Raw genomic sequence first — 24,960 nt, forward strand, 5'->3', positions numbered from 1 at the left:
TGGGGCGACAGGAAGAACAGCTTTGCGCCTTCCGGTCGGATGTCGCGCCGCGCTATCTTTCCTTTGTGGCTGCCGAGATTCTTGATGACGGCAGTGTCGCCGAGCAGGAGGGATGGCATCCACACCTATTCGACATAGGCCAGGACGCTTCGCCCTTGATCGGCCCTTCGATCACACCGGGAGCCCTGATGCGACCCCACTTTCGCGCGCTCTCTCTGGAGTGCTCATAGGCAACGGTTTCGTAATCAATTAGGGAGAACGACAGCCACAGGTCGCGCCAGCGTGCCTCCGGAAATCGCGATCACGTTTCCGCCAAAGGTATCCACTTCGGCGGCCGGAACGCTTGCCCGCAGAATTCTCGCGATCGCGGATCATTTCCTGGTCAGAGCGGGGCTCCCTGACAGAAGTCCATATTGATGCAGGTCGCTCTCGGTCGATATGAGCCGCAAGGAATGCTCCAACGAGGCCGTGGAGACACGCAGTCGCTTAGATGCGTCCAACACGCGCATTGAGCTCGGTTGAGCAGGGTCACAGAGTCCGCTGTCGGTGCTTCAGACGCGTTGAAGAAAACATGATCCAGCCGGTACCGACGGCAACGCCATTCGTCGGACTGGTTGAAGCAGCCCTCGACCTTTTGATCTCTCGAACTCAAGAGACGCAGAAAAATCGACTGAGGCTCGGCCGACGGGCCGGGAGGCTGAAGCGGCCGCGACAAAACCATCGAGTGTATCAACGCTGATCGGAGCCGGGATCAGCAATTAGCGGCGCACCCCCGATCGAGATTGGGCCTTCTGGCTTAGAGGGCTGGACCATTCTCTTCACCGGCCTCGATACAGGACGGGCTGCTGGTGGAGACGGAGCCTCGGGCACAGTTGTAGGGACGGGTGAATTCTGCAAAGACTCGATCTTGGCCGTCAATGCCTCGATCTGGTCCGCCATCCGCTTCAAATCGGCTTGCTGCGCACCCATGTTACGATTGAGCTTTGCAATTCCATCACTTGCCTTCTCAATTTCGTCACTTGCCTTCTGTTGTCCCAATCGGATCTCCCAGAGAGCTTCCTTTTCTTCGTGTGACAAGCCTGTCATCTGAGCAGCTTCACGCGCCGATGACGTCCCGGAAAGCGTCTCGTCGCTAGTCCAATAATAGGCACCCCCAGCGCACAGGCCAATGGAGACGGCCAAAAGCACGAGGATCCAAGAAAAGCGCCTTGAAGGCCTATGCAAGTCGGGCGGCAACTCCGAGGCGTTCGCTTGATCAATCACATCCATGTCCAGTTCCTATTGGCTTTTCTCGTTGACGCCATACCGGCCAACGGTCAAGCGGTACTGTCGGCGACAGCACCTCTTTGCGCAATATTGCCAGTGCTCAAGCTCAGTTCACGACGTGCTCCGAGAGCCAGCGCTACCTTGCTGCTGTTACGGCCACTTCCTTTCCGCTGAAACTCCAAGAGTTGGCGGGGGTGAGCACTGGCACACCAAGATGACGGATGACTTTCCTCGGGACTCCCACGATCTCTCCCCGAGGAGTGCTCCATTGTAAACGCAGACCTTCTTATGGCTTTGCCGATCCAGCGGCGACCGGATGAATACGGGGGCTTAACGCACCCAGCGAGGACTGATGCGACGTCGTCGAAGTCAGCCGGTTGCTTGCGAGACGCCGGGAGGCCTTCAAACTTGCTTTCCAACAAATCGATGCGCAATTGGCGAAGATCGCGAGAACCGATGTCGCTCTCGTCCTCTGGTTCTCGCACCGCGCCGACCATTTCGGCGACCGGGAGCGCTCGCCTCACATCAAAGTAGCCGAGCATCGGCCGCGCGGACGCCGCGACCACTCTTCGGGACATTCAGGCCGTAGGGCGCCGGGATCCGGCGCGACTTCGGGTATATGCGCCGCATTCCACTGCCGAATGCAAGATAAGGCAGCGAACGTCACCTCAAGTTGTACCAAATTACACGATCTATGTTGCTACCCTTACGCGACTTACTTCTTTCGAGGTTTGAATATGAAGAGACTTCTAGGACTTTTGCTGCTTGCCCAATGCTTCATGCTGTCGAGCGAGGCCACCGCGCAGGGTCTTCCTGCTCCTTCATTCTGGAAGAATGAACGGGGTTCAGAACTGTTCGTTTTGTCCGCCAACAGCGGGGCAATTCAAGGAACTTTCACAAACCACGCTCACGGTTTTGCGTGCCAAGGCATCCCCTATCCCGCATCCGGAGCCGTTAGCCCCAGGGGGTTGTATTTTGTTGTCACTTTTGCCCAGTGCAATTCCTTTACCCGCTGGGTTGGCAAGCTTAATGGCTCCAAAATGCCAACCTCATGGACGCTGTTCTACGTTGACCAGAACGGCAAGCCCAGCAAGTTGAAGGGCTCGGATACATTCACGCGCGTATGGTAGCCTCACTCTCCTTGCAACGTCTCGGCCTTCGATTGACGCTCTCGCGAATTTGGCTGGTCGCTGTGAGACGTTGAGGCTTGCCTTCGGAGAGCTCTGGGCTGTCCAGCGTCACTCAGCTTGGATGCTTGGCAGCCCAATATTCCGGCGTAGCCGATGAATACCATCAAAAGGCCCCTTCCCGCATTCGAAACGGCAGTTTAAGCTTGCGCCCACACTGTGCGACGTTCCGCGCGTTAGCATTACTCTTCATGTTCTTGTCTTGAAACGGAGCGCGGGGCTCAGCAGGGGTGCCGCTGATATATACGGCGTTCGTGTTGCGGCGTTTGGTTGACCGATGTGAGTTTTCAGCTCTCGATACTCAAAATTCTCGCCGGCCAACCGGAGGGCCGCGCCAGTCTCGCCGTCCTGAAGAATTACCTGACAGTGTTCTACACCAGCGGCCCGGAGTGGACGGCTCGCATGAAGCGGTTGGCCGGGCGGGCACCAGGTCTCAATATTTTCGGGCAGAAATTGGTTGAGCGAGATTCCGGGCACTGGATCATAACAGACGGGGGACGCGCCTTTCTTGCTTCGCTCGAACGAACGGCCCTGACGATCACTGAGGAGCGAGCGCTCAACGACACGATTGAGAAGCCGCTCGCAAGTAAACTTCCCGCGCCTCCTCTGACGTCGCGACGCCACAATGCCAGTCGAAGACATCGCCGCCGCAATCGCCCGTCCGGGCGCGAATGCCAGTCGCCATAGCCTGCAAAGCGGATTGCGATTGTCACGTGCACCCACCAGGTAAGGGACGGATGGTTGCGCGAACAACGGCCACATCGCGGTCATCTAACTTCAGATACTGACGTGGCAGCTGGCATGGTAGCGGGGTTTAACGCGGCGAATGGCTACGGTATCATCAAGCCTGATCATGGTGGAGTCGACTTATTCGTGCAAATCAGGGCGGTTGAGAAGGCCGGCTACGCCGCTCTTGCGGAGGGGACCCGGATCGCCTTCGAGCTCAGAACAACAGCTCAGGCAAAGTGCCCGTAGAAGAGTCTCCGCATTGGATGATTTTAGCCCTTCAGCTGCGGCGGGAAAATCTTGTTGGATCCGCTGCGCTTGGCCCGCGTGAAGTCCATCTCAGGCATCTGCCACGTTCCGCCCGCTTTTCAGACCATTCCTTGGGCGAAAACACCAGATCGCATATTTCCGCTGAGTTTTCAGGTTTCGCCGATTGCATCTTGTTCGAAGAGACGATGAGAGACGCCGCTCCCGTGCGAGGCTGGCTAGTACTCGGGCTCGAAGCGCGCAATTCTGTGCGGTCCATCCCAGAGTTCTACAGGATCGTCCTCGAGCAGGTCCTCAGCACGTGCCTTAGCCTCGTCCTCGGTGGCACAAACTAAACCAATCGTCAGAATGATTTCGCCCTCGACTGTGAGGACTACGCCCGAAATGTTTTCATCGACCGGAGTTACACCTGTTCCCCGTCTCTTCCTATCCTTTCGTTTTCAGAGCCTGTGATTTTGCAAACAAGCGCGATGGGGCTGCGAACAGCGCCCTCGATTCGGCGCGGCTACCGCAGGCGTATGTTAGCGAGGTATCGCACGCAAATCATCAGACTGCCGCCATCGCTGATTACCTTTGGCCTGACTATTGAAGCAGTTTCACGCGCAGTGTCGCAGTTGCGTAGTGCCGGCGTGCTCGATTTCATCGGCAATACTCAACGCGAGATCATGATTGTAGATCGGCAGCAGCTCGCGAGTTTTGGCCTGCAAAACTAGATCGTGGCGCGGGCGTACAAGCCTAGCGAGCGGCGATCAAGGCCGGCACAGCGACCACGGTGTTTTGGTCAGGTTCGATACCGGACGGATGGGATATCGGATTGGCATGGCATGGTGAGGCGGTGTCGGCGCTTGTGCCCGAGGACGACGAGAAGCTCACCTGGTCAGGCAGCCTGTTCGCGTGCCTCGATCAGCCCTTTCTTTGGCGTTGCCAGAATGCCTACCACCCTATAAAGGAGCCCGCACGCCGTTCGGGCCGTCTTTCAGCGGCCGCCCGCGGCGGGCCCGTAGCTCAATGGTAAGAGCCGGCCGCTCATAACGGTCTGGTTGCAGGTTCGAGTCCTGCCGGGCCCACCAAGAATATCAATATCTTGGTTAGGCTTCGCTGCCCTCAGCGCGACTACCGCACCAGAAACCGCACCAGATACGTCCACTTTTCGTTCGAGCGACGGTTCGCGCCTGGCAATCATCGTTTGGTCGCTCTGTCGACCGACGATTGAGATGAGGTGATCCGCGATCGGTCTGAGCCAAATCCTCAATCACCTGCGCATTGCTGGCCTCGCGCCAGCCAAAACAACGCCCGGCTGTTCCCGTCGAACTACCTGCACGACAGTTGGCTGGACCATCTCTACCGGTATACGGAGCTGGATCTCCGGCGCGAGCGGCTTCTTTTGTCGTGGGACTCATAAGAGTGTCAAAGGACACAAAAGAGTGTCACGTTTTTCGCCCTGTTTCTCGGCTAAAAGCACAACCTGTGAGCGACAAAAATCGTGAAACCCGCCTGATTTCGGACATTTCCGAAGTCCGCATTGCAGGATGAGGCCCTAGCCTTCTCCGCGCGGGCGATCTGGTCGGTCACGGGATTGGCTTCAGGGCGAGACAACGCCGCCCTCGACCGTAGAGCAGGATGTCGTTTTTGCGGGGCAGTCCAGTCCTTGCCCGTCATCGTCAAAACAAAGGACGCCGAGGTCATCCGGAAGCCTGCTTCTTGAATGCCTCGATCGAGCTCAAGGTGGAGATCCCCGGAGCAGCAATCGACGGAGCTCGATCTACAGGGCCGCATGTCGGCTCGACGAAATCCTGCACATGAAGTCCTGACACCATTGACCGCCTTCTTATGGAGAGCGAGTTTCTCCGTTGGACTCCGGCTCCCGTTGCACGCTGGCTACAAGGATGAGCCTGCACCGAGGCGGGATCTCGTGAAAAAGATCTTCAAAGCAGAGAATTGGTCAGCAGGGCATCCACATCATGGGAGCGCGCCCGCTCTCGGTCGACCTGGAGCTTTCATTTATCGGCCCGTTGGGCGCGGGAATTGATGGTTTTATCGAATTGAGAAATCGCCAATAGCCTTTCATCACCGTACGCGGACCGCGAACTAGTCTTCGATGGTGCCTGTGTTGCTTTTCAGCCTGGACGACATAAGGACGTGCAAGGCCTCCCCGTATCGAGGCGAATAGTTGAAATACTCCGCAGCATCGATCTAAGATCGAACTGGATTAAAATCCTCGAGCGCGAGGGCAAAAGATGCCACTTGTATTCGTTCATGGGGTAAATACCCGGCGCGGCGAAACTCTGGCCGAACAGAGAGTATTTGACGATCGCATCGAGTTGATGAAGCATCAGTTCGGCGGGACGGCGTTCGCCGATCGGGTGACTGCCGCTGACGGGCTTCGCACGTTCACCCCTTATTGGGGTGATCTTGGGATCAAATTCGCACGCAATCTCGCAAGCCTACCCAAATCTGGCGTTCAAACGCTGGCCCTCGCTCAACCCGCGTTTGCAGATCTGGCCGCCGCAACATCGGCCCGACTCGACCCTGAGGTCGCTCGCGATCCAGTGGCTGCTGCTGATCCACTTCTTGCAGTCGCAAAGTCTCGGTCGCTTCAGGCTGCCGTTGACTTACTGTTCGCCGGGGCGACGAATGCGCCGAAGCCACCCATGCTCGCGAAGGCGCTGACCGCTGCGCTGCCGGACGCCGCCCGATTTGCGCAAGCTGCAGAACGGTACGCTGCGGCAAACCCGGCGCCGCCCTGGCTCGCGACCGCTCCGAACGATGCCGCATTCGTCCAAGAACTGTATCGGGCGGCGAAGGACGCCGCAGCCATCCCTACCGCCCCGACGGCAGATCAAGCGACCGACACACAGACATTGGCGATTGGTGATGATGTTCTCACCTGGCTTAAGAATGGCGCCAGCGCGATCAAAGGCACCGTCAAGGACGCTGCAGCGGGCGTCAAAAATGCACTTACGGGCGCGGCGACCGACGTCGCCCGCACCGGCTTTCTTGAACTCTCGGGATATGTCCGCCCCAACGCTTCGGCCTTCGCCGGACGCTTCGTGGGAGACGCATTCACATATATGCAAAATCGCATCCCGATCATCGCGCGGGTGCTCGACTGCGTCCGTGAAGCGGACAAGGCCCGACGGCCGGGAGACCAAGAGCTTTATCTCATAGGCCACAGCTTTGGCGGTATCATTCTGTACGATATTCTGACCCATTTTGCGTCGGACATACACTGCGACCTCTACGTCACGGTGGGTTCGCAAGTCGCGTTCTTCGCCGAAATCGGACGCCTTGCCGCGGACAAGGATCTTGCGGCAGCCTTCGAACAAAACCGGCCTGCATCCCGGCCGGGCTCTGCCGCTCGCTGGATCAATATTTACGATCTCACCGACATTTTTGGATTTGGAACGATCGATGTATTCACGGGCGCGAAAGACTACAAATTCGAAACCGACGCTCTGCCGCTGGTCTCTCACGCTGCCTATTTTGACACGCCGCGCTTCTTCGCAAGGCTCCGGGAACGTGTTTTCGACGCGTTCGCGAAAGGTACTGACGAATAAAACCATCGGAGCGGTTCGATGGCGCTAATCTGGGCGCGCGGATTTTCCGACGGTAGGGCGCTCGCTCCGGCTTGGCTCGCATTAAGTCAGGCCGCGGCACGGTACGAGTCCACCCCTCCCGAACAAGTGCAACAATACGCTGAGGCAGCAATCGCTGAACGCGACGCGCGTCGGCGCTATAACGGCCTTGTCGCCGAGGCGACAAAAGCCTTGGCCGCCGAAGCGCAACCGCTGACCCACATCATGATCGTCGGCGTCGGCAGATACGACGCTGATCCGAATATTCCGGCGGTTACGACGTCGGTCAACGGCGCTCGAAAATTCGCGGAATGGGCCCTGACCAAGTTTATCAAAGAGGACCGGCCGCTTGGGTCGATTGAGTTCGTTTGCTCGACGGCTACCGGCCAAGCCGAATGGGCGCCTTCTGATGCTGCTGGGCAATGTCTGGGCCTCAGGGCGCAGATCAATGCTTTCCCGGCCGAACCGGCCACTTTCCAGAATATCAAAACGGCTTTTGAAAGCTGGCTGGCCCGTGCCGGTACAAAGCTCGAGAATGCGGCTATCTGGTACTTCGCTGGACATGGGCTGTTTAAGTCGGAGGCGATCATCATGGCGCAAGATTCGCGCCTGCCCACCGAAGACATTCCGGGCGCTAATCTGATCGCGCCAACGCAAACGCTCTACCGACTTCAGAGCCGAAAGCCCAGCGTGCAATGCTTCTTTGTCGATGCCTGCTCAGAATACAACGCTTATGTAATCAACAATCCGGTGGAAGTACCGGGTGAAGCTCTCTGCGGGGCGAATAATGGCCCTGCGATCCCGAACCGGGATGCGACAATCTATTTTGGGTCTTACGCTGGCGGCAAGGCCTACGGCCCCGCCAATGACGCTCCCTATTTTACCCAAGAGTTGATTGCCTGCCTCACAAAGCGTGCTGGCGATCCAACCTATGAAGGGAGTCAAGTCACCCTCTCCTCGCTCTCGCAGGCTCTTAAGGCTGCCGCGTCCTATCGGGCAGAAATCGAAAAGAACGACGGCATAAGCTTCGCAGAGACCAAGCCGGGAGTGATCGGAGGAAGTGGAGTGCTATGCGATCTTATCGGCCCGCAAGAAATCATTGTTCAAGTCAGGTGCTTGCCCAAGGACGTAATGACGCGCGCGAAGCTCTATATGACGGACGCAAGCAACGGGACGCGCATTGATCGCGCCAAACCATTGGGCGGGTTCTGGTATACGATTGTCGCTCCGGGCAAATGGGCGGCAAATGCCGACCTCGACAATGCGACGTATGTCTGCTCGGCAAATCCGTTTGAGCCAAAGCCGCCCGTTTTTGATGCCATGATCAAGACGCAAGCTGCCATCCTTGCCGGAAAGCCTAGGGGAACCAAAACGTGACCCGCTATCTTGTCGAGATCGCCGCATCGCATGTACCAGACTCGCTCGTCGGCGCCCCGCTTGCGATCGAGCTCTTTTCCCAGGAGGGACGGGCGCGCCGTGCGGTGCTCGAACTGTCGGGCGACCCTCTAAGGTATGAGGTCACGAAGGCTGGCCGCTACTTAGTCAGAACGATCCTTCCTTCGGGTCGCGTCATTTCGAGCGTGGCCGAGATGCCCGAAACGGCGGATGTAAACGACGAGGTAATCGCGAAAACGGTTCTCAATCTTGAAGAAACGGATGCGCCCACCGATTTCTGGCGGGACGCGCGCTCGTTTGCGCAGATCGTCGCGCAAATCAAAGAGAACGTGAGAGCGGGGGAGCCGGTACCGGCTTGGTTCAGCGCGTGGGCTGGCGGTTTCTTCACGCGCGTTAAGAGTCGCTTGGGCGAACTGGCCGCGAACGCGATATCGAGCCTTGTCAGCGTGGTACTTAAAACGAGCACTACAGAAGTCGTCATCGCCGAACGCGGCACAACAGATACGCCGATCGGGCGCACTTCAACTGAGAAACGCGCGACAGGTCCGGTCCTTACCTTTGAGTGCGGAAAATTCAAGGAATGGCGCGACGATCAACACGCTAGCAATCCGACCATCAAGCTGACATTGCTCGCGAGCGGACGGTGCGGTGAAGATGGCACGGTGTGGGCGCCGCCTGCGGCTGAGGCGCGTGGCCCACTCTACCTAAGGATTACCAATCCAACAAAAAGCTTTAGCTCCCTGATGATCTGGAAGCCCGGGGCGCGGCGGGGACCGGCGCGCCTTTCGCTGAACACGCGCACAGTCGGATATCGAAGCGGATCTGTGCTAGGCGCCACGCCTGATCCAGAAGACCCAGTTACGACGATGCTCTTTCAATACGTTCGGAACGGCGCCTTCGAGGAGGCCCGTTTAGGTTTGGATACCCTGGTTGGGCAGCTTGAGAATGCCCCCCAAAGCGCCGATCCAAATCGCGATATTTTGGCGGGCTATGTGCTCTACAAGCTACGCCACAGTTACGCCGATATCTTGATTCCCCGCCTCTGCTCCACGCTCCCGGATTTCTCCGATTGCCACATCTTGAACTGTGCGCAAATGATCGCTGCCGGCAAAAACGACGACGCGCTTGGACCGCTGACCGAAGCGATAGCGCACGGTGTGCCGATTTACACCGAGGGCATTCGCCTTCTTAGAGACAGCGCAAACTTTTTTCGGGATATCCGGCCCGACGACGAGCAGATTGGACAGCAAGTACGCAAGGCGCGTATTTTGGCGGCGGCCGCGAATTTGGATTCGACACTGACTTGTCTGCGCCTCGGTCTCGACCTTTCGACCGAATGGTGAGGTCAAGTCGGAAAGGGCGTCGAATAATAGAATGCGCTTCTCCGGCCTCGGTTTTCAAATGCATTCAACTTTCAGGCCCGCATTAAGCTTATCCGGGTGAGTGCGAACATCCGGTTCCTTGTTCTCGGCCACGGAAACACGTCGCATGTTCGAATTCCATGGCCGACAATTGCTGCAAATGACCGATGATTGCTCCTGATATCCACCAGGTGAACCAGGTCCGCAAAATGGCGGACATCGCGTTCAAAGCTCGCCGTTGGACGCTTGCGGCTTGCCATTTGAAGCATTGCGCGAGACTGATTGGCGAAATCTGGAAACGCGATCTACTGCTACCGGCAGAGCTTCGACCCCTTGCAAGGAACATTGAAGGGCTACTCGCCTACGCCCTTGCCAAGACCGCCGATTTTGAAGCCGCGGTACTGGCACTTGAGAATGGACCGACTCGGTATTTGGACGTTGTTGCTGCGACACGCAACATGACGGACTTCGTCGAGGTCAACGAGATCAAGTATCTTCAGGCGGCTCAAGATTTGTTTGTTGCAAAGGCTCGAGAACGACACCGCTTACCTAGGCACGACGATTTACCAAAGGCCATAAATCTGCAGTTGGTCATCCATAATACCGTGAAGGGAGCGGACGCAGCAAGATTGAATGCCATAAGCGCTGAACTAGAAGCATTCACGCGCGACAAGGCAAAGGCCGCGCAACTGATGAACGTCTTCTTTCCAATTCTCGAAGGGCGAAAGCCTGTTGAAGGCTTCGTAAGAGATCCCGAATTTCTGACGCGCGCCTTCGATCTCTTCAAAGAACAGGGCCAAATTCTACGGAGGTACGATTTCTCCAACGTTGTGGATCCCGTTGCGGGCGAGGAGAAACGAGCGAGAGAAACGTTGCGCGATTGCTCAAGCCGCCTATCCGAGGACTGGTTCGACGTTACTTGGGAGAATTGAAGCTGCGACAAGGCGTATCGAAGTCACCGCGTTCTTGCCAATTGTGTATATGATCACTTGTGAACATGGCTGCTTAAGTTTGATTGTCCATTCTGCCGAGCGCGAGCAGCGTCGCATTGAAGCCATCTTCATGCGTGACGTGAATGCCTCGAAGGTCGAGAAATTGGTAACATCATTCGCCGGACTTCGCTCACGCATCACCGTAAGAAGGCGTTTCGGCCTCGGGCGATGGGTTTCAGACCTGGAACGAAAACTCGTTCAGCTGTGGCCGGTCATGGCGCGAACCTTGAGGGCCCTTGAAGCGGCGGATTGTCGCGCCGCGGTCCTAGTGCCTCACGGCGAACTAGCCCGACTTCCCCTTCACGCGGCCCGTTCCGGCCTGGGCAGCAGGTCTTACGCGGCGACCGAACGTATCGCGCTCTCATATAGTCCATCGGCCGCGTTGCTCGCGCGCGCTCGAGTAGTTGCGGGGAAGTTTCCTGCACTGGATTTTTTGGGAGTCGCGGCGCCATTGCCAACGTCACAACGTCCGCTACCTTGGGCCAAGGCAGAGGTAGAGATCATATCGAGCAGATTTTATCGGACGAGTGATAAGATCATCTGGATGGCGCCCAGCCTCTTGGTTGGAAGTGAAGCAGAGCGTGACATGGTCATGAGCTCCCTGGGCGACTATCATCCCATTCGGCACTTCGCCTGCCATGCAAAGTACAATGAGTCCGATCCACTTATGAGCGGAATTTATGTCGCACACGACGACCTATGCTCCGTCGCCGACTTTCTGAGGAGAAGCAGCGCGTTCAGACTGACTGTCTTGTCTTGCTGTGAATCGGGCCTGGCTGGACCTGCCATCATCGGCGACAATTTTGGCCTGCCTGGCCTTCTTATGGCTACCGACACGGCAGCTCAACATTTCGACGAGTTCCAGATCTGAACGCGACGCTTCTAATGTTGCGCTTCTACGATCACTGGCTTGATGATGGCGAGCTTCCGCTCGTAGCGCTCGCAAAGGCACAGACCTGGCTAACGAGATCGTCCCGCGCCGACAAGTGTGCTTATCTTCAATCAAAGCGACAGGCCAACGACGCGCTCGTCGTTCCTGACAACGTCAAGACGACGGCGAGCGCCCATTATCGAAGCCTTGAATCTGAATTGCGGCAGACAAACGCGCTTGAGGAACAGGTGGCCAATCTAGTGACTGCGTCGACTTTCTTCATAACCGGCTTCTAGCAGTGCGCGGCTCGATTGTGATTTGAAACTTGCTATTTGACCCGAACAGGCGACGGCCACGGATCGGTACCTGGAGCGCGATGGACGCGGGCGCAAGGGAGAGACCATGGCTACCGCTCCGCTTGCGTCAGTGCCCCTCTGTCCCGTACAGCGACTGCGACATCGCCATGATAGAGCCGGAGGGCTCTACGGCGCCGGAGAGGGTCATGTGCACCGATGCCAAGACCCGCTGGATCATCGGCAGCCCGTCCATCGGGTCGAACCGCCGCGACGGTGACATCACACCTGAAGAGGTCATCCGGATGATCGGAGGCACTTACCGCCTGGCCGCTGTCGCCATCGACGTCGGGACGGAAGAGTTTGCCAGGCAGGCGCGCCGGATCTCCGATGAACTGCAGATCCGGCGGCGGTTGTGGCGCTGGCGGCGAAGATCGCGCAGTGAGAGCCTGGTCTCAACGAGGATATGACCGCCGGGCAACGTAACGTTGTCGCAGCGTGTCGTCATTCATGTTGAGAAGTCGTCTTTTCTTGGACACGTAGCGCTTCGTCGACGAAACCTCTTCCGAATCCGACTTGAGGTTTACGGCGACGAAGTCGCCCGTATGCTCTCCAACGGACTTGACCACAACATCGCCGGTCTTGGTGGTCATGAGATCGATCCCTTGTTTCCTGAGAAGATCCGTAATCTCCTCGCGAGGGTGTTCGTACTGATTGTCGTAGTTCGAGGAGCAGATGGCCAGGCCAGGTTCGAGATGCGAAAGGAAGGGCTTTGTCGTAAAGCCGTTATCCGCCCCGTGATGGGCGAGAATCATGACGTCCGTCTCTGACCGGAGAATCCGAGAGCGTCGTAGACGGGCGGAGATCATAGAGCATTCGACGTCGCCGAGGCTGAGTACGTTGAAGCTGCCTTTCCTGAGGTGTTTGACGGTGGAGTTGTTGTTGGCGCACTCCTCGTCGATATGCTTCGGATTGTAGTAGGTGTTGCGGTAGGCGACGGCGGAGGCTTTATCCAGCGCCTCAATGTACTTCGGCGTGATGTGCTCGATCTCTGGTATTCGATTGCACGGCGCTCGACGGCTCTGATAGTCGGCGATGATCTCGAGACAGCCTTCCCCATGATCGCTGTAGGGATTGTATCCGGGGCACTCGATCTCGGCAGGACGAAGGAGCTCCAAAAGTTCCTGAAGTTCGTGCTTGTTGCAGTGGTCGGAATCCCAACTGGTGATGTCGAGCGCGTCCGCATACTCGACGCCGCAGATGTCCATTTCGTGCATGAGCGTCCGCCGGTTCACGTCGGTCAATCGACCCTCGATGACCGTGAAGTGTCCACCCGCAAAGTAGGAGAAGGACGAACCAGGGCAACCGAGCTGGTAGGCGCGAAAGCGCGTTACTACACCTTTCAACATGCGATCGGCTCCCAAGAAAGCGAACGGCCAAAGTGTTTGGTGGCGTACGTAGTGAGGGTGATGTCGGCGGCTTCGTATCCATGTCGAGCGAGACGGTCGAAACCCTGTTCGCCAAGAGCCTTCAAGTCGGTTGGATGCCCCGCGGCAGCAGCGGCTTCTTGGTCAGGCTGAACTGCGTCGTAAAAGCCTACGGGCCGGTCCGCCGAGGCCTTTATGTCCACCTCTCGAACAGAATTTCCCATGCGGACCAGCACGCCAGGCACGGCCCCGGTCGTGAGATCCGCAACCAGCATTCGGCTTCGAAGCGAACGAAGCTGATCACTCGCGATGTCGAAGAGTCGAGGTGAAGCCAGGCGGCCGCTTGCCAGTGCGGCAAGTTTGGAGCGAGTCGGCGGGCCGAGGGGGCCCGAAGCATCGCTGCAAATGAGGAAGTCGGATCTCGCCAAGCCCTTTCCAGGCTTGTGGAAGAACTCGAGGCCGAGATTTTCGTAGGCACCACCGTCCCAAAGGCGCACCTCTTCGAAGGGTGGGGCTTTCTTGCGGGTCGGCTTTCTGGTCGCCGGGTCGGTGTCCCACCATCCGTCCTTCGGCAGCGCGATTCGCAGAGCTCCGATGGCGTACGGGACCGCTGCGGATGCGGCGACTGCCGACGACAACGGCACGTCGGGGTCGTAGTGTCTTCCGAATTTCCAGTCGCCCATCTCTCGCTTGGCAAAGCGCCAGTTCTTTCCCGTTTCAAAGCAGGTGGTGTTGATCAGCCAAGTCGGTTCGTCGGGAAGATCAGTCAGTTTGCCACGGACACCCCACCGCCGTTCTAGCAGTGTGGCCAACACTGAGGCACGATGGCGAAGCAGTCGCAGATTGAATTCCAAGACTCCGCTCCAGCCGATCGCGCTCAGACTGAAGAGATCGGTGGCGGATAGGATCTGTCGAAGTTCCGGGAAGATGGTCTGCTTGAATTCGGCCGAGGTCGGCCATCTCATGCCGGCATGGGATACGATGGCCGCGGTGATGAGGCTGCCGCCCGAGACTGTCGACAGGGCAGTAACCGTCTCCATGAGCTGTTCGTCGGCGAGGCGCTTCAACACACCGAGATGAAAGGCGGCGGCCCTCACGCCTCCACCGGAGAGGGCGAGGCCTAGTTTCAGCGGCTGCTGTGCGCCGAGATCAGGCTCGCTCATCGGTCGCCTCCTTGACGATGATCAGCGAAACGGGAAGATCGACGTCGGGCTTGGTAGCGGAATGGATTCGTACGCCGTCGTCGTTTGCGATTCCCATCAGCGCGGGCACGCCGTTCATGTCCAAAAGTTCGGCCAATTCGGCGAGTTGAAGGAGGTCCTTCGGGCTGGGCGTAGCCGCATAGCCTTTCGGATGAGAATGCCATTCGCCGACGTAGACTAGCTGTCCACCTGTCTGCTCGGTGATCGCAGCAATCCGCGAGCGGAGTCCAGACACGCCTCGTTCGAACTCGCTCTCGCTGCCCTTGCTGTCGGAAGGAGGTTCGAGTGCGACGCTGACATGGATGGAGTGCGCTTCCATATCCAAAACGCCGAGGAGGACGCCGCCTGTTTCCGCTGGCAGGTGCTGCTCTCGGAATCCTGTGATCGCCTTGGCCACGTCGTCGGAGAGGACGATGGACCAATCGTCAATCGCGAGACGTTGCCATTTTCCAGCGGAGGCGCTGACGCGTTCCACTGCGCCATCCTTCGTGCGCCAGATCGATATCGAGCCCTGTTCGGTGGACAGCGCACCCGGGATGGCCCCGGAGATGAGAGCCGACAGCAGCGCGGCTCGAGTTTCCGGCATCCGATTGGTCGCTTGCCTGCAGGCGCCCGAGTAGGGGATGGTCGCCTCGGAAGTGTGGAGATGTCCCCGCAGAGCGGGAACTTGAGCGACCATGGCGTAATGTTGCGCCTCCAATTCTCGCAGAGAGGTCGAGCGGTCGTTCGGCTCGGCGAGGAGCACCGCGTCGGTGCCGTCGGAGTTGAAGAAGAAGCTCAGGCGCCGCGTCATGGTGTCCGGCCATGCGGCCAGCCGACGGGATACGGCGATGGAGGCAGAGGCGTCCATGATCATGTCCGCCGTCTCCAGCTTCGATTTGACCGCGGCCTCCGTCGATGGGTCGTTGGAGAGAACATCCGCGGTTAGATGGCCGGACTGCTCCGGATATCTGTTCATCCCGTCCAGGAAGCGCGCGAGGGCGGCGGCCTTGGAGCGCCCTACCTCGGCTCTAGGCAGCACATGGCGCGGGACATTGTGAGGAAGAAGGTAGTCGCCATCGATCACGTCCCAGGTGTAGCGACCCTCCTTCGCGAGGTTTGCTGCCACGTGGGAGCCGACCGTGCCCGCGCCAACGAGCACGGCGCGTCGCAGGTCCACGCCTTCGGCTCCCGAAATCTGGGATGCGAGTTTTCTGTCGTGGCCGAAGTGAACCTCGCCGCAAACGAGCTCGACCGCGTCGGCGGCCGCACTGTCGCGCGTCGTTAGAGACCGGGCGTGAAGTCCATTAGCTTCTTCGAGGCATCCCATCTTCACGCCGATCTGGGCCACGGTCTCGAAGGTCATAAAGGCCTTCAGATCCAGGATCCCGACCTTGTCGCCGCTCTCGGTCGCGACGGGAAACGCAACGAGGATCCCGAGCCGCCATCCCAACTGGTCGGGGTCTCGCTGCGGCTGCGTCCCTTTGTTCCAAGCGTGGCTGGTCCATTCGAGGATCCTGGCCCGAATGAGCGCTTTGAGGCCAATGTCGCCGAGTTCATCTGCCAATTCGCCAAGAGTGCGAGGCGGGAAGCGTAGAGCTCCCATCTCCCGCCGCTCTGCGACTATCGCGATTAGGGCGATGCCGAGCCGTGGGAACGGAAGGGGCGTCGATGGCAAAGTCGCGATCAGAATCTCTCTGTTGATCTCCGCATCGGCGCGGTGAACTGCCAACTCCGTAGGCCCCGTCCCGGCCGCGTCGATAAGAGTGCGGTCGACGATGACGACTGGACCTGCCGCGACGAAAAGCGGCTCTGGTGCGCGCACGTCACCATGAAGCTCGCCACGTGCCGTCTTGCCGAGCCAGATGTGGATCCGAACCAGGAAGTCTGAGGGGGTCCAGTTTAGCTTGGCTTCAGTCCAGGGTCGGTCGTCGATGCAGAGGCTACGAGGATCGTCCCTGTGCCCGGGATTCGTGTGCGGGACGTCGGGAAAATCGTCCCGAAGAGCGAGAATCGTGGGCTGACGGTCGTCTGCAGGGAAGTGAAGAGCAAGGAGCTCGACGGCCTTTAGCGGATGCACGTAAAGCTGCGGCCGGTTCACGTGCACATCGACGATGATAGTCTCGTCGCCGGACCCGGAACGCCGAGCCTCGACGAAGCGGTATCCTTGCGTCCCAAAATCGCAGATCAAGCGAGCGACCGAGTGGGACTTCGCGTTTCGCAAAGCTTCCCACTCGACGGTCTCGCCGAATTGCTCCGAAAGCGGGCGCAACGGCATCAGCCAGCTCGCATCGTCCTGGCGGCTGCGTAGTCGCCGGGGATGGAGGCCATCGCAACGAAGGCGGCACCGGCGGTGGTGATGCTGACCTGGCTAGGCTTCGGATTGCGCAGCGGGGAGTTCTCCATGGTGACCTCGAACTGCCCGTCGATCGCGTTCACGACATCCTGGTAGTACGCGGCGGCCTGCCGATGCGGGGGCTGGACGTCCTTATCGCGTGGCGTCCCCTTGCCGGGAATGATCTCGCTGGTGGAAATCATGATGCCACGGGGCTCGGCGCCTTCTTCGCAGAGCCAGCGAACGTCTTCGATCGGCACGGTCTTATCGACGCCTTTGTCGGCCGAATTCAGCGACTTGTAGCTGCAGTGATGCGGGATCTTGAACACGTGCCAGCGCAGCCGATCCTGATTGCCGTGCGCCTTCGAAGTCTGGACGATGTGCCCGAGCGAGATGTCGTCCACGTCGGAGGCGAAGAGCACTCTGGTATCGGTTGCCCCTTCCCGGAACGTGGCTTGAAAAACCACGGCGTCGTCGTTCCGCTCCTCAACTTCGCGGTCGTTGAGCCGCCAGGCCATCGGGTTGTGGATGAATATCTCGATGCCGCCCGGGGCGTTCAGGTTGTCGAAGCCAGGCACCAACTTTCCGGCGTCGGTGACCAGATGACGGCGATCCTCAAGGCGGATCCCGTTCTTTTCGCAGAAGTCCTTGAGGCGACCAGGCCGCGAGAATACGCGGATGCCTTTGCCCTCGATGAAACGGTGGCGAGCCTCCTGGCGAATGATCTGGGCATCGCCGTCCAAACCCTCTTCCGTGAGCGCGGCCGCCGGCACCCAGAGTTCGCGCATCTTGATGCGGCCATCGCCCTGACGCGTCGAGAACCGTTCGAAATGGAAGAACTCGCCGGCGCGGTTCGTGTGATCCTTGTCGAGATGAGTGAACAGCACGACGTCGAAATAGTCGCGGTCCGCAGCCCGAAGGTCTTGGCGCAGCGCGGTTGGAAGGTCGATGCAGGGGTCGCTCGGATTGTCCGGATTCCGCATGTCGGCGTAGTCCACCAGGATTTTGCGGCCGTCCTTGAGATCGATGCGGGTACAATCCGCATTGTTGAGGGGGTGGAATGTCAGCGTTGCCAAGTTGTCCTCCTGCGGGACCGGCACGGCCGACCCGATCATGTTTTGTTCGCGCAAAAACTTTTCCGGCGGGCGCGAGCGCCTGCCGGTTGGTGATCTTGTCGGAGGGGAGCCCCCGCCCGAGATTGCTAAAAATTTAACGAAGTTCCATATGGACGCGGGGTTGTGACGTTTCAAGACCGCAAGCTACCGGAGAAATACTGCTCCCCAGCTTCTTTTATGCTGCACCGCAGCTCGATGATGGATTCCCATGATCCCGGTCAGGCGCGCGAAGGCCCGAACCCGCAATTGATTAGGATTTTTCGTGGAAGCTGGCGTTCGTGTACAACCGGCGCGGCGACGGCCCGAACGGAGTGCGAGGGCAGAATGGGCTATCAGGTCCTGATCGACGACAACTTCCACTACCAGGACGAATCCGAGCGCGTGAAGCACGGCATCTTCGCCACGTCGGAGGAAGCGGTCGCCGCCTGCCGATCCATCGTGGATGGGTACCTGACCGACGCCTTCAAACCTGGCATGAGGCCGACGCGCTGTTCGAGAGCTACACGCTATTCGGCGAAGAGTCGTTCCCGACAGCCCAGGGGATACGCCCATCAAGTTTTCCGCCTGGGACTACGCCCGCCAGCGGTGCTCGGAGATCGCTGGTGGATGAGGTTTCCTGATCGGCCGTGCCGCTGCGCTTGGTGATTCCGCGGGCCTAGGCGTCCCGCCTGCCCAGGAAGCGTCTCTTTCGACCCATCCTCTTCCTTGGCCCGTTTTTGCCGACGACAGACCCCTCAATTGATCCCGAGGGCCTTAAAGGCCGCCGTCTTCGGGTCTCCGTAGAAGATGGGGTCGACATGTTCCACGACGTCCCCCGTCACCTCCAGGAAGCTGCGCTTGTTCTCGATCGGGATCAGAGCCCGCTTCAAGGCAGTGCGGCCAGCAGCTCGCTTGGTGGCTGCGCGCATGATGGAAGACTCTGCCACTTTGATATCGACGCTTCCGCTTGTGAGACGGATCGGTTGGCCGCCAGGAAGCGCTCCAGTCATCTCCAGGAGCTTGCTGAGTCGGCGCGGGGCGCGGCGGCGGGACCGCCTTGTCTGCCCGCGGCCACCCGGAGGTGCGATAGACTCCGATTGAAGCAGAAAGACTCAGATCGAACGGTAAACGACAAGCTGCGTCGTTTCGCGTTGCTGAGTCTCGGAGCGAGAAAATCCATTAATTTCAGTCTGGGGATTATGGCTCCTTCGGAGTCTATTCTGGTTCAATCGGAGTCAGGTAGCGAGAATTAGGGTTCCATTGGGGTCGCTTGGTCGGTCAGGCGAGATCGTACTGCTACGGCGAAGAATTAGGGCGGTGATGTCGAAGGATGAAGGCGCGTATCTAGCGCGAACGCTTCCTGAAGATGCTGCTGGTACGCGCCTTTCGCCCTGGTCGGGTCGAAGATCAGATTCCAGCTGTGATTGGACACCACACTTGGGATCACGACGAATTCGTGCTTGGCCAGGAGCGCATCCCCGAACGCCTGCTGGCCTGCGCCTGGGATGCCCGGTCGCAGCCAATTGGCGTTCGGAACGTCGGCAGGGCGAACAATATGAATGTCAGACACGTCGGCGATATGAAGCGCGGTCAACACGTGCGGGAGAGTGTCGAGCGCTTTGAAGCCTTTGTGAACCGCCACTTCGAGTATCGCGGTCGCTGGATCAAGCGCGCAATACACAACGCGAACGCCTTTGCTGTTCCACCGGCCGCCGACCTGGAATGCGCCTTCGCCACTATCCCAGGTCGACGCAAAGCGCGCCTGATCGAGGCGCCAAGCGATGAGCTTGCCGCCTCCCAATGGCCCTACAGAAGGCGTCATGCATAGACGCCGTATGCGAGGCGTGTGAGGTACTGTTCAACGAGCTCGATGCCGGCCGGAGTGGCAAGCAGGTCGATCGGACGACGCTGGTCAAGACCGATGGCCGGACGCTCGAGCCACTGCTCGGCTTCTTCCTGCGAACCGAACACGTCGGTGGCCTTGGCCAGGATTTCGGCAAACTTCCAGGTCCGCCCACTTTGCTCCTGGCTGAGCGGCTTGTCCGGGGCGTCCTTGCGTCGCTGAAAGGTGCGAAGGCTCATTCCGAAGGCTTTTTCCAACGAGTCCGTTTGAATGATAAGGAGGTGACGGACGAAGTGGGTCAACGCAGAGCCTGGCAGTCCGTCCAGCAGCAGTTCGTGGGCGTCGAGGGCGCTTGTGATCCGGCGCGACAGGATGCGTGGCCCGCCGAGCAAATCGGCCACCTTCTGTAGATCATTGTCCGGCCCTGGTTTCTCGGCTGTGGCAGTCATAGTAGCCCTCGCGTCACGTGTCGCCAAATATACGTCACATGTCGCGACTAATCAAGCTTGGCCCTCCACGCGACACTCCCTCTCGTTTCGCATTCGATCTGACTCTGGAAGCCAGAAGCAGCAGGCGAGCCAGTCCGATCCTATTCTGGCTCCATCCGAGTCAGTCCAGCCGAATTTTGGTTCCATCGGGGTCGATCCGGCTAGAGAAGGTTAGGGCTGCGCAGCCGGGGCTGGAAGCGGGTCGGCTGGAGTCGGGCCGTTGACATTCGGATAAAAACACGTATTTTATGTATTATGTCGATGCGTCTATTTTCTTCTTTGGACCTCCAGCAGCAGTCCGGTGAAATCCAGCGAGCTGCTGCTCAAGCGCCGGTCGTTATCACCAGCCACGGTAAGCCGCGCGCTGTAGTGATGTCGGTCGAGGAATTCCGCAGATTGAAGACCCTGGCTCGCGAAGAAATCCCGTTCGAAGCGATTGCACGGCAGCCGACAGTGTTCGGCCCCGAACCCGACGATGTGCTTGGCTATCCCGAGCACGACCCGGTCGAGGCCGTCCATCACATGGCAAAGGATGCCGCTGCTGGCATCAACCAGGACCTGGTGCGCCGCGAAGCCGACAGGTTTGCAAAGCACTTTGTTCAAGGCGCCAAGTGAACGGTCAGGAGTTCAGCGATAGTCCGATATTCCTCATCATGGATGCGTCGCCGATTGTGATGCTGTCAGCGATCGAGCGCCTGGATTGGCTGATGGAGCCCTGCGGCACGATCTGGATGACCGACATGGTCATGGAGGAAGTCACGCTCGATCCGGACTCGGGTAAGGATCCGCGGAGCCGCAGGCTTGCCTACACGCGTTCGTGGATCGCCGCGAACAAATTCCGCATTCGCCGCGTGGAAACCGACACCTACAGAACGTACCAACTTGCGTTGGACGGCTGGAGGGCTCAGGGCTCGGATCCCGAGAGGAAGCCCAATTCCCGCGATCTAGGCGAAGCCAGCATTATCCAGACGCTGAAGAGCTTTCGTGGAAAGGTGCAGCCGCGGCAGCCAATCATCGTCCTTATGGACGAGTCCGATGGGCGAGACGCATTGAAGGGAATGCGCCGGATCAACCTCGATGTGTTCGGTACCCGCGCGTTCGTCGAGGCACTATACGCGCACTTTGGAATCGCGGAGGCCGAGCACGCCTGGCAGGCAATCTTGAAGGTCATCACCGCGGATGAATCCAAGGATGACGATGATCCGTTCATCGTTCGCCGAGCGATATAGGCCGAAGGCGGGTTAGAGCCGGTCGGACTTCCGACATTTCCCGCGGCGACAGACTCCGATTGAAGCAGAGAGACTCAGATCGAACCCGAAACGACACCGACAAAAACGCGCGAACCAAGGACAGTCTGGAAGGCCGATTATGAGCCAAGGACCTTCCTCAGCGATGGCCAGGGGCCCTTTTTCGAGGTCGCCAGGCGGCCGCATGTGTTAGCCTTGAACTTCCTTACAGAAAGGAAAATCCTTGACTAGAGGCGTGCATGATTACGAGTAAACTTACAACCAAAGCTCAAACCACGATCCCCCACGCAGTCCGATCCGCTCTGCATCTGAAGGAAGGGGACGAGATCGCTTATACGATCACTGGTGACAAGGTCATCATAACAAAGGCCGAGCTTGCTCAGGTTGATGATCCCTTCGCCAACTTTAACGAATGGGACAGCGAGGCAGATCGGAAAGCCTATGCCACCCTTTAAGCAGGGAGGCGTCCCGCGGCAACGCTTCATAAGACTAGCATAGACACAAGACGATCCATCCAAAGGGATCGCGAAAGTCGCCTATCTCATGCGTCGCGGAAAGATGGGAGCGAAACGACGCTTACGTAACAGACCTGGTGCCGCGCACAAGTTAGCCATTTATGCAGCTTAAAGTTAGTGGTGACTTACAACGGGCACACGCGCACATTGGTCATCGTCAAGTACTCGGCAATACGTAGAGAAACTCTAGTCTGCCCTGTCGCTTCGGAGCGAACCGAACATGTCGCGGACACTGTCCTCCGAATGGCGGGACTCGCGTTGGCGATCACGGTACTCGTCCATCATCCCCTCAGCTCGCTGCTCTTCGTAATCAGTGTACTCAGCGTATACCTCTTCCAGCCTCTCCAATTCCGGACTAACGTCCACACCAAGCGACGAGGCGAACAGCTCATAGGCGCCTCGAAGACCCTTGAAGTCTTCCTCTTTGCGGCATTCGTCGATATCAGAAGCGATCTGGTATCTTGAATTCTCGAACGCCGCCTGCAGCGCAGCCAGGCGCGGTGCGTTCCTAGGTTCTTCGAGGTCGAGCACGCTAACAATCTCGCTGAGTTCAACGGACCTGCAGGAAACTTGCGCCTGTTTTAAGAGCTGTTCAATCAGCTCTTGCTCCAGCTTTGGAGATCGTAATGGCTCCCACGAGACGCGCTCAAGAGCGCGGAGAGCATCGACACCATCGATGATCGAAATTGCCCGACCGCGCCAACTTGAGGACATGTCACCCCCAAGCGACTTAGCAATATCTCGCATTTCCTTAGTTCTCACCGCATCCGCGAGAGGGACGAACGCGGCGAAGCGCGCTTCTTCCGTCCACGCTATCAGGCCGGCCCCGTTCTGCAACTCAACCAGCCTATGCGACCTCGCTATGGCGCTTTCGATAGAAGCGGCAACGACTCCGCCGCTTTGGATAAGGGCTGCCTTAATGCCTTGGACGCCACTTTCGCTTATTTTCCAGACTCGTTCGATTTGGCTGAAATCTACAGCACCAACGACTAGATCGACTGCGTTCTCGGGCGCCCTACGAATGACTGCGTTGACCAGATCGATTACCGAGGGATCAAGAACTTCGAAGGCATTCCTGCCCGTCGGCCGGAGAAACGCATTTTGGAGTTCGGCCATCGCGGTCGCCCAATCTTCCGGCTTTCGTGGAAAGCCCCACCGCATCGCACGTGCTTTGTGTAGCTTTTTGAAAGTCGGTTGGAGGACTACGCCTTCCGCCTTGCCGCCATGGCTGTAAAGCGTGAGCAGCAGAGAGCGGCCAGCGTCGCTAAGTTGATGGTCGTAGGCATGCAACCAAACCTCGGAGGGGTCCCTGAGCAGGTTGCGAACAAAATCTTGGTACCCGCTCGGCGAAATAGATCGAATTCGGCTGAAGCTCGACAGCCATTCGATGAGACGCGGATTGAACTTTGGGTGCCGGACGACTTCGAGATAGAAATCGGATCGCAATAGAGCATCCCTGTAAGCGTCGGGCAGGTCACTGAAATAGAGATGATTGTACAGGATTTGAGCCTTCTGCCCGAAGTTGTAGTCCCCAACACGCAGGACGATCCTGTGGCCGTCGAGGCCAGCTTGACGGAGCCTTTCCGACGCGGCGACGGCTTGCCCAAAGATGTGCTCGCGAGTGGTTAGCACCAGCCGGGCATTCGGTGAGGCCCTTACCATTTCGATGAAGTCGGTAATGAGGCGGTCTTCGTTGCGAAGGAAACCGGATGCGTGATCGCCGAGGAACGTTGCGCCCATGAAATCGTCAAATTGGAAGATTTGACGCTTACCGCGCTGAAAGAGTTTCTGTCCTTCGGCAAGATCGCGGCGGATCACAACCGGCTCCCAACCGCGTTCGAGGTGCGTGTAGAGCAGCATGGAAGCCAGAGTCGTCTTGCCAACGCCCGGCGCCCCAGAAATGATAACCACTCTATTCTGTTCGAGGATCTTGAGGGCGTTCGAATAGGCGTCGCTCCGCACGTTGCGCCGGATAGTGGCGTGAATCTTTTCGATCTGAAACTCGGTCTGAGTGATGACATCGCTGTGCAGTACCCGGTCGAGGACCGCGCGGCTAGCAAGCCAAAGCTTGTAGTGCCTATGCTCAACTTCCGGATGCCTGCCAAGGAAATTGTTCAAGTCTTCTTGGCCAAGTACGTCGCCAATTGCCAATCCGCCGCCAAGGACTGCGGCGATCGCTTGCTTGTTGGCGGGCGAAAGGGGCACAGAGGTTACGAGTACATAGCGACTCGGCTTTAGCGCTGGGATCTTGCCTGCCTCAACCTTGAGATCGCGCAGGAGGCCGGCCAGTCCGGTCCGGACATAGTGCTTCACCTGAACCACAAGATTATTGCCCCCACGGGCATATCGCAGATCAATGCCGCCATCGCGGCCGGTCTTGAAACTTTCAAGCACAACGCCCCAGTCTGCCTGGAGGAGATCCCGAGCCAAGATTTCAAGGTCGTGAGGCGATAGTTGCTGAAAGTCGTATTGCATAGGGGACGTACTCCAGCGAGTCTCCATTTGACGGAAGGAAGCGCCGCTGCAAGCGCTCCGCACCAGACCGCTCATCGATGCCTGCGATGAAAATAGCAAACAAATCGCTTTGCGAGAACGTCGCGGTACCGGCCCCCCTGGCAACCCCGACGAGTTCTTCACCGTCGTCTTCTGCTATACTGCCCTGATTCAGAGCTGTTATTGTGCAACGCAACGTAAGGTCGAGGGCTGGTACCGCCTCTTTTTCTCTCTAAACCAACAGAATGAGCCGGAGTGCTCTGACTTCGGTCCCCGACTTTACGGGACGAGACCGCCTCCCAAGTTTTGCCTTTCAGTATCTAAGGAATAACACCATCAGCTCTATTCCGACTATGTCCACCGCGCAATTCGCGACCGCCTTCGCTCTCAGGCCAAACCTTGTG

General features: G+C 58.4%; 23 protein-coding genes and 1 tRNA gene. 15 read left to right on the forward strand and 9 right to left on the reverse strand.

Annotated elements, in window-relative coordinates; all coding sequences use genetic code 11:
* Positions 1 to 729 precede the first annotated feature (729 nt).
* On the reverse strand, positions 730 to 1,269 hold the full coding sequence (locus XH81_RS04040; protein WP_271595864.1) for a hypothetical protein: 540 nt from the start codon (positions 1,267 to 1,269) through the stop codon (positions 730 to 732).
* A gap of 734 nt (positions 1,270 to 2,003) precedes the next feature.
* Here XH81_RS04040 and XH81_RS04045 point away from each other — a divergent pair.
* The 12 genes from XH81_RS04045 to XH81_RS04100 all read left to right on the forward strand — a co-directional run bounded on the left by XH81_RS04045 (position 2,004) and on the right by XH81_RS04100 (position 12,403).
* Positions 2,004 to 2,396: an avidin/streptavidin family protein gene (locus XH81_RS04045; protein WP_271595865.1), complete on the forward strand. Its 393-nt coding sequence runs from the start codon at positions 2,004 to 2,006 to the stop codon at positions 2,394 to 2,396.
* A 336-nt stretch (positions 2,397 to 2,732) separates the two neighbouring features.
* Positions 2,733 to 3,140, forward strand: coding sequence for a hypothetical protein (locus XH81_RS04050; RefSeq protein ID WP_271595998.1), 408 nt, complete (start codon positions 2,733 to 2,735; stop codon positions 3,138 to 3,140).
* 114 nt (positions 3,141 to 3,254) lie between these two features.
* Positions 3,255 to 3,428, forward strand: a complete 174-nt coding sequence (locus tag XH81_RS04055) for a cold-shock protein (protein ID WP_333913145.1) — start codon at positions 3,255 to 3,257, stop codon at positions 3,426 to 3,428.
* 488 nt (positions 3,429 to 3,916) lie between these two features.
* Positions 3,917 to 4,159 (forward strand): helix-turn-helix domain-containing protein, encoded by a 243-nt coding sequence (locus XH81_RS38570; RefSeq protein WP_333913117.1) that lies wholly within the window; start codon positions 3,917 to 3,919, stop codon positions 4,157 to 4,159.
* Positions 4,160 to 4,440: 281 nt separating this feature from the next.
* Positions 4,441 to 4,516: transfer RNA gene (locus tag XH81_RS04065), tRNA-Ile, on the forward strand.
* Between the two features lie 1,167 nt (positions 4,517 to 5,683).
* Complete coding sequence (locus tag XH81_RS04070; protein ID WP_271595867.1) at positions 5,684 to 7,003, forward strand: hypothetical protein; 1,320 nt, start codon at positions 5,684 to 5,686, stop codon at positions 7,001 to 7,003.
* A gap of 18 nt (positions 7,004 to 7,021) precedes the next feature.
* On the forward strand, positions 7,022 to 8,398 hold the full coding sequence (locus XH81_RS04075; protein WP_271595868.1) for a caspase family protein: 1,377 nt from the start codon (positions 7,022 to 7,024) through the stop codon (positions 8,396 to 8,398).
* The gene (locus XH81_RS04080; RefSeq protein ID WP_271595869.1) at positions 8,395 to 9,759 is read left to right on the forward strand and encodes a hypothetical protein; all 1,365 of its coding nucleotides are present in this window, start codon (positions 8,395 to 8,397) and stop codon (positions 9,757 to 9,759) included. The genes XH81_RS04075 and XH81_RS04080 overlap by 4 nt, the downstream gene beginning before the upstream one ends.
* A 185-nt stretch (positions 9,760 to 9,944) precedes the next feature.
* The gene (locus XH81_RS04085; protein ID WP_271595870.1) at positions 9,945 to 10,709 is read left to right on the forward strand and encodes a hypothetical protein; all 765 of its coding nucleotides are present in this window, start codon (positions 9,945 to 9,947) and stop codon (positions 10,707 to 10,709) included.
* 43 nt (positions 10,710 to 10,752) lie between these two features.
* On the forward strand, positions 10,753 to 11,640 hold the full coding sequence (locus XH81_RS04090; RefSeq protein WP_271595999.1) for a CHAT domain-containing protein: 888 nt from the start codon (positions 10,753 to 10,755) through the stop codon (positions 11,638 to 11,640).
* Between the two features lie 14 nt (positions 11,641 to 11,654).
* Complete coding sequence (locus tag XH81_RS04095; RefSeq protein ID WP_271595871.1) at positions 11,655 to 11,936, forward strand: hypothetical protein; 282 nt, start codon at positions 11,655 to 11,657, stop codon at positions 11,934 to 11,936.
* A 206-nt stretch (positions 11,937 to 12,142) separates the two neighbouring features.
* Positions 12,143 to 12,403: a hypothetical protein gene (locus XH81_RS04100; RefSeq protein ID WP_271595872.1), complete on the forward strand. Its 261-nt coding sequence runs from the start codon at positions 12,143 to 12,145 to the stop codon at positions 12,401 to 12,403.
* Here the strand turns inward: XH81_RS04100 and XH81_RS04105 are convergent.
* From XH81_RS04105 to parS, 7 genes are all read right to left on the reverse strand, one after another.
* On the reverse strand, positions 12,389 to 13,342 hold the full coding sequence (locus XH81_RS04105; RefSeq protein WP_271595873.1) for a hypothetical protein: 954 nt from the start codon (positions 13,340 to 13,342) through the stop codon (positions 12,389 to 12,391). The genes XH81_RS04100 and XH81_RS04105 overlap by 15 nt on opposite strands.
* Entirely contained in the window at positions 13,336 to 14,523 is a 1,188-nt protein-coding gene (locus XH81_RS04110) for a patatin-like phospholipase family protein (protein WP_271595874.1), read from the reverse strand. Before XH81_RS04110 ends, XH81_RS04105 begins: the two co-directional genes overlap by 7 nt.
* Positions 14,510 to 16,819, reverse strand: a complete 2,310-nt coding sequence (locus XH81_RS04115; protein ID WP_271595875.1) for a ThiF family adenylyltransferase — start codon at positions 16,817 to 16,819, stop codon at positions 14,510 to 14,512. Before XH81_RS04115 ends, XH81_RS04110 begins: the two co-directional genes overlap by 14 nt.
* Positions 16,819 to 18,006: a hypothetical protein gene (locus XH81_RS04120; RefSeq protein WP_271595876.1), complete on the reverse strand. Its 1,188-nt coding sequence runs from the start codon at positions 18,004 to 18,006 to the stop codon at positions 16,819 to 16,821. Before XH81_RS04120 ends, XH81_RS04115 begins: the two co-directional genes overlap by 1 nt.
* 719 nt (positions 18,007 to 18,725) lie before the next feature.
* Positions 18,726 to 18,899 carry a hypothetical protein gene (locus tag XH81_RS04125; RefSeq protein ID WP_271595877.1) on the reverse strand — a complete coding sequence of 58 codons (174 nt, stop codon included), beginning with the start codon at positions 18,897 to 18,899 and terminating at the stop codon, positions 18,726 to 18,728.
* A 380-nt stretch (positions 18,900 to 19,279) separates the two neighbouring features.
* The gene (locus XH81_RS04130; protein ID WP_271595878.1) at positions 19,280 to 19,792 is read right to left on the reverse strand and encodes an RES family NAD+ phosphorylase; all 513 of its coding nucleotides are present in this window, start codon (positions 19,790 to 19,792) and stop codon (positions 19,280 to 19,282) included.
* Positions 19,789 to 20,262 carry a type II RES/Xre toxin-antitoxin system antitoxin gene (parS, locus tag XH81_RS04135; protein WP_271595879.1) on the reverse strand — a complete coding sequence of 158 codons (474 nt, stop codon included), beginning with the start codon at positions 20,260 to 20,262 and terminating at the stop codon, positions 19,789 to 19,791. Before parS ends, XH81_RS04130 begins: the two co-directional genes overlap by 4 nt.
* Positions 20,263 to 20,562: 300 nt before the next feature.
* Between parS and XH81_RS04140 the strand changes: the two genes are divergently transcribed.
* The 3 genes from XH81_RS04140 to XH81_RS04150 all read left to right on the forward strand — a co-directional run bounded on the left by XH81_RS04140 (position 20,563) and on the right by XH81_RS04150 (position 22,003).
* On the forward strand, positions 20,563 to 20,916 hold the full coding sequence (locus XH81_RS04140; RefSeq protein WP_271595880.1) for a type II toxin-antitoxin system prevent-host-death family antitoxin: 354 nt from the start codon (positions 20,563 to 20,565) through the stop codon (positions 20,914 to 20,916).
* Positions 20,913 to 21,530: a hypothetical protein gene (locus XH81_RS04145; protein WP_271595881.1), complete on the forward strand. Its 618-nt coding sequence runs from the start codon at positions 20,913 to 20,915 to the stop codon at positions 21,528 to 21,530. Before XH81_RS04140 ends, XH81_RS04145 begins: the two co-directional genes overlap by 4 nt.
* 257 nt (positions 21,531 to 21,787) lie before the next feature.
* Positions 21,788 to 22,003, forward strand: a complete 216-nt coding sequence (locus XH81_RS04150; protein ID WP_271595882.1) for an AbrB/MazE/SpoVT family DNA-binding domain-containing protein — start codon at positions 21,788 to 21,790, stop codon at positions 22,001 to 22,003.
* 246 nt (positions 22,004 to 22,249) lie between these two features.
* On the opposite strand, the gene XH81_RS04155 is transcribed toward XH81_RS04150, so the two are convergent.
* Positions 22,250 to 24,538, reverse strand: coding sequence for a restriction endonuclease (locus XH81_RS04155; RefSeq protein ID WP_271595883.1), 2,289 nt, complete (start codon positions 24,536 to 24,538; stop codon positions 22,250 to 22,252).
* Between the last annotated feature and the right edge of the window lie 422 nt (positions 24,539 to 24,960).

The sequence above is a fragment of the Bradyrhizobium sp. CCBAU 25360 genome (assembly GCF_028128695.1).
Taxonomy (GTDB): Bacteria; Pseudomonadota; Alphaproteobacteria; order Rhizobiales; family Xanthobacteraceae; genus Bradyrhizobium; species Bradyrhizobium ottawaense.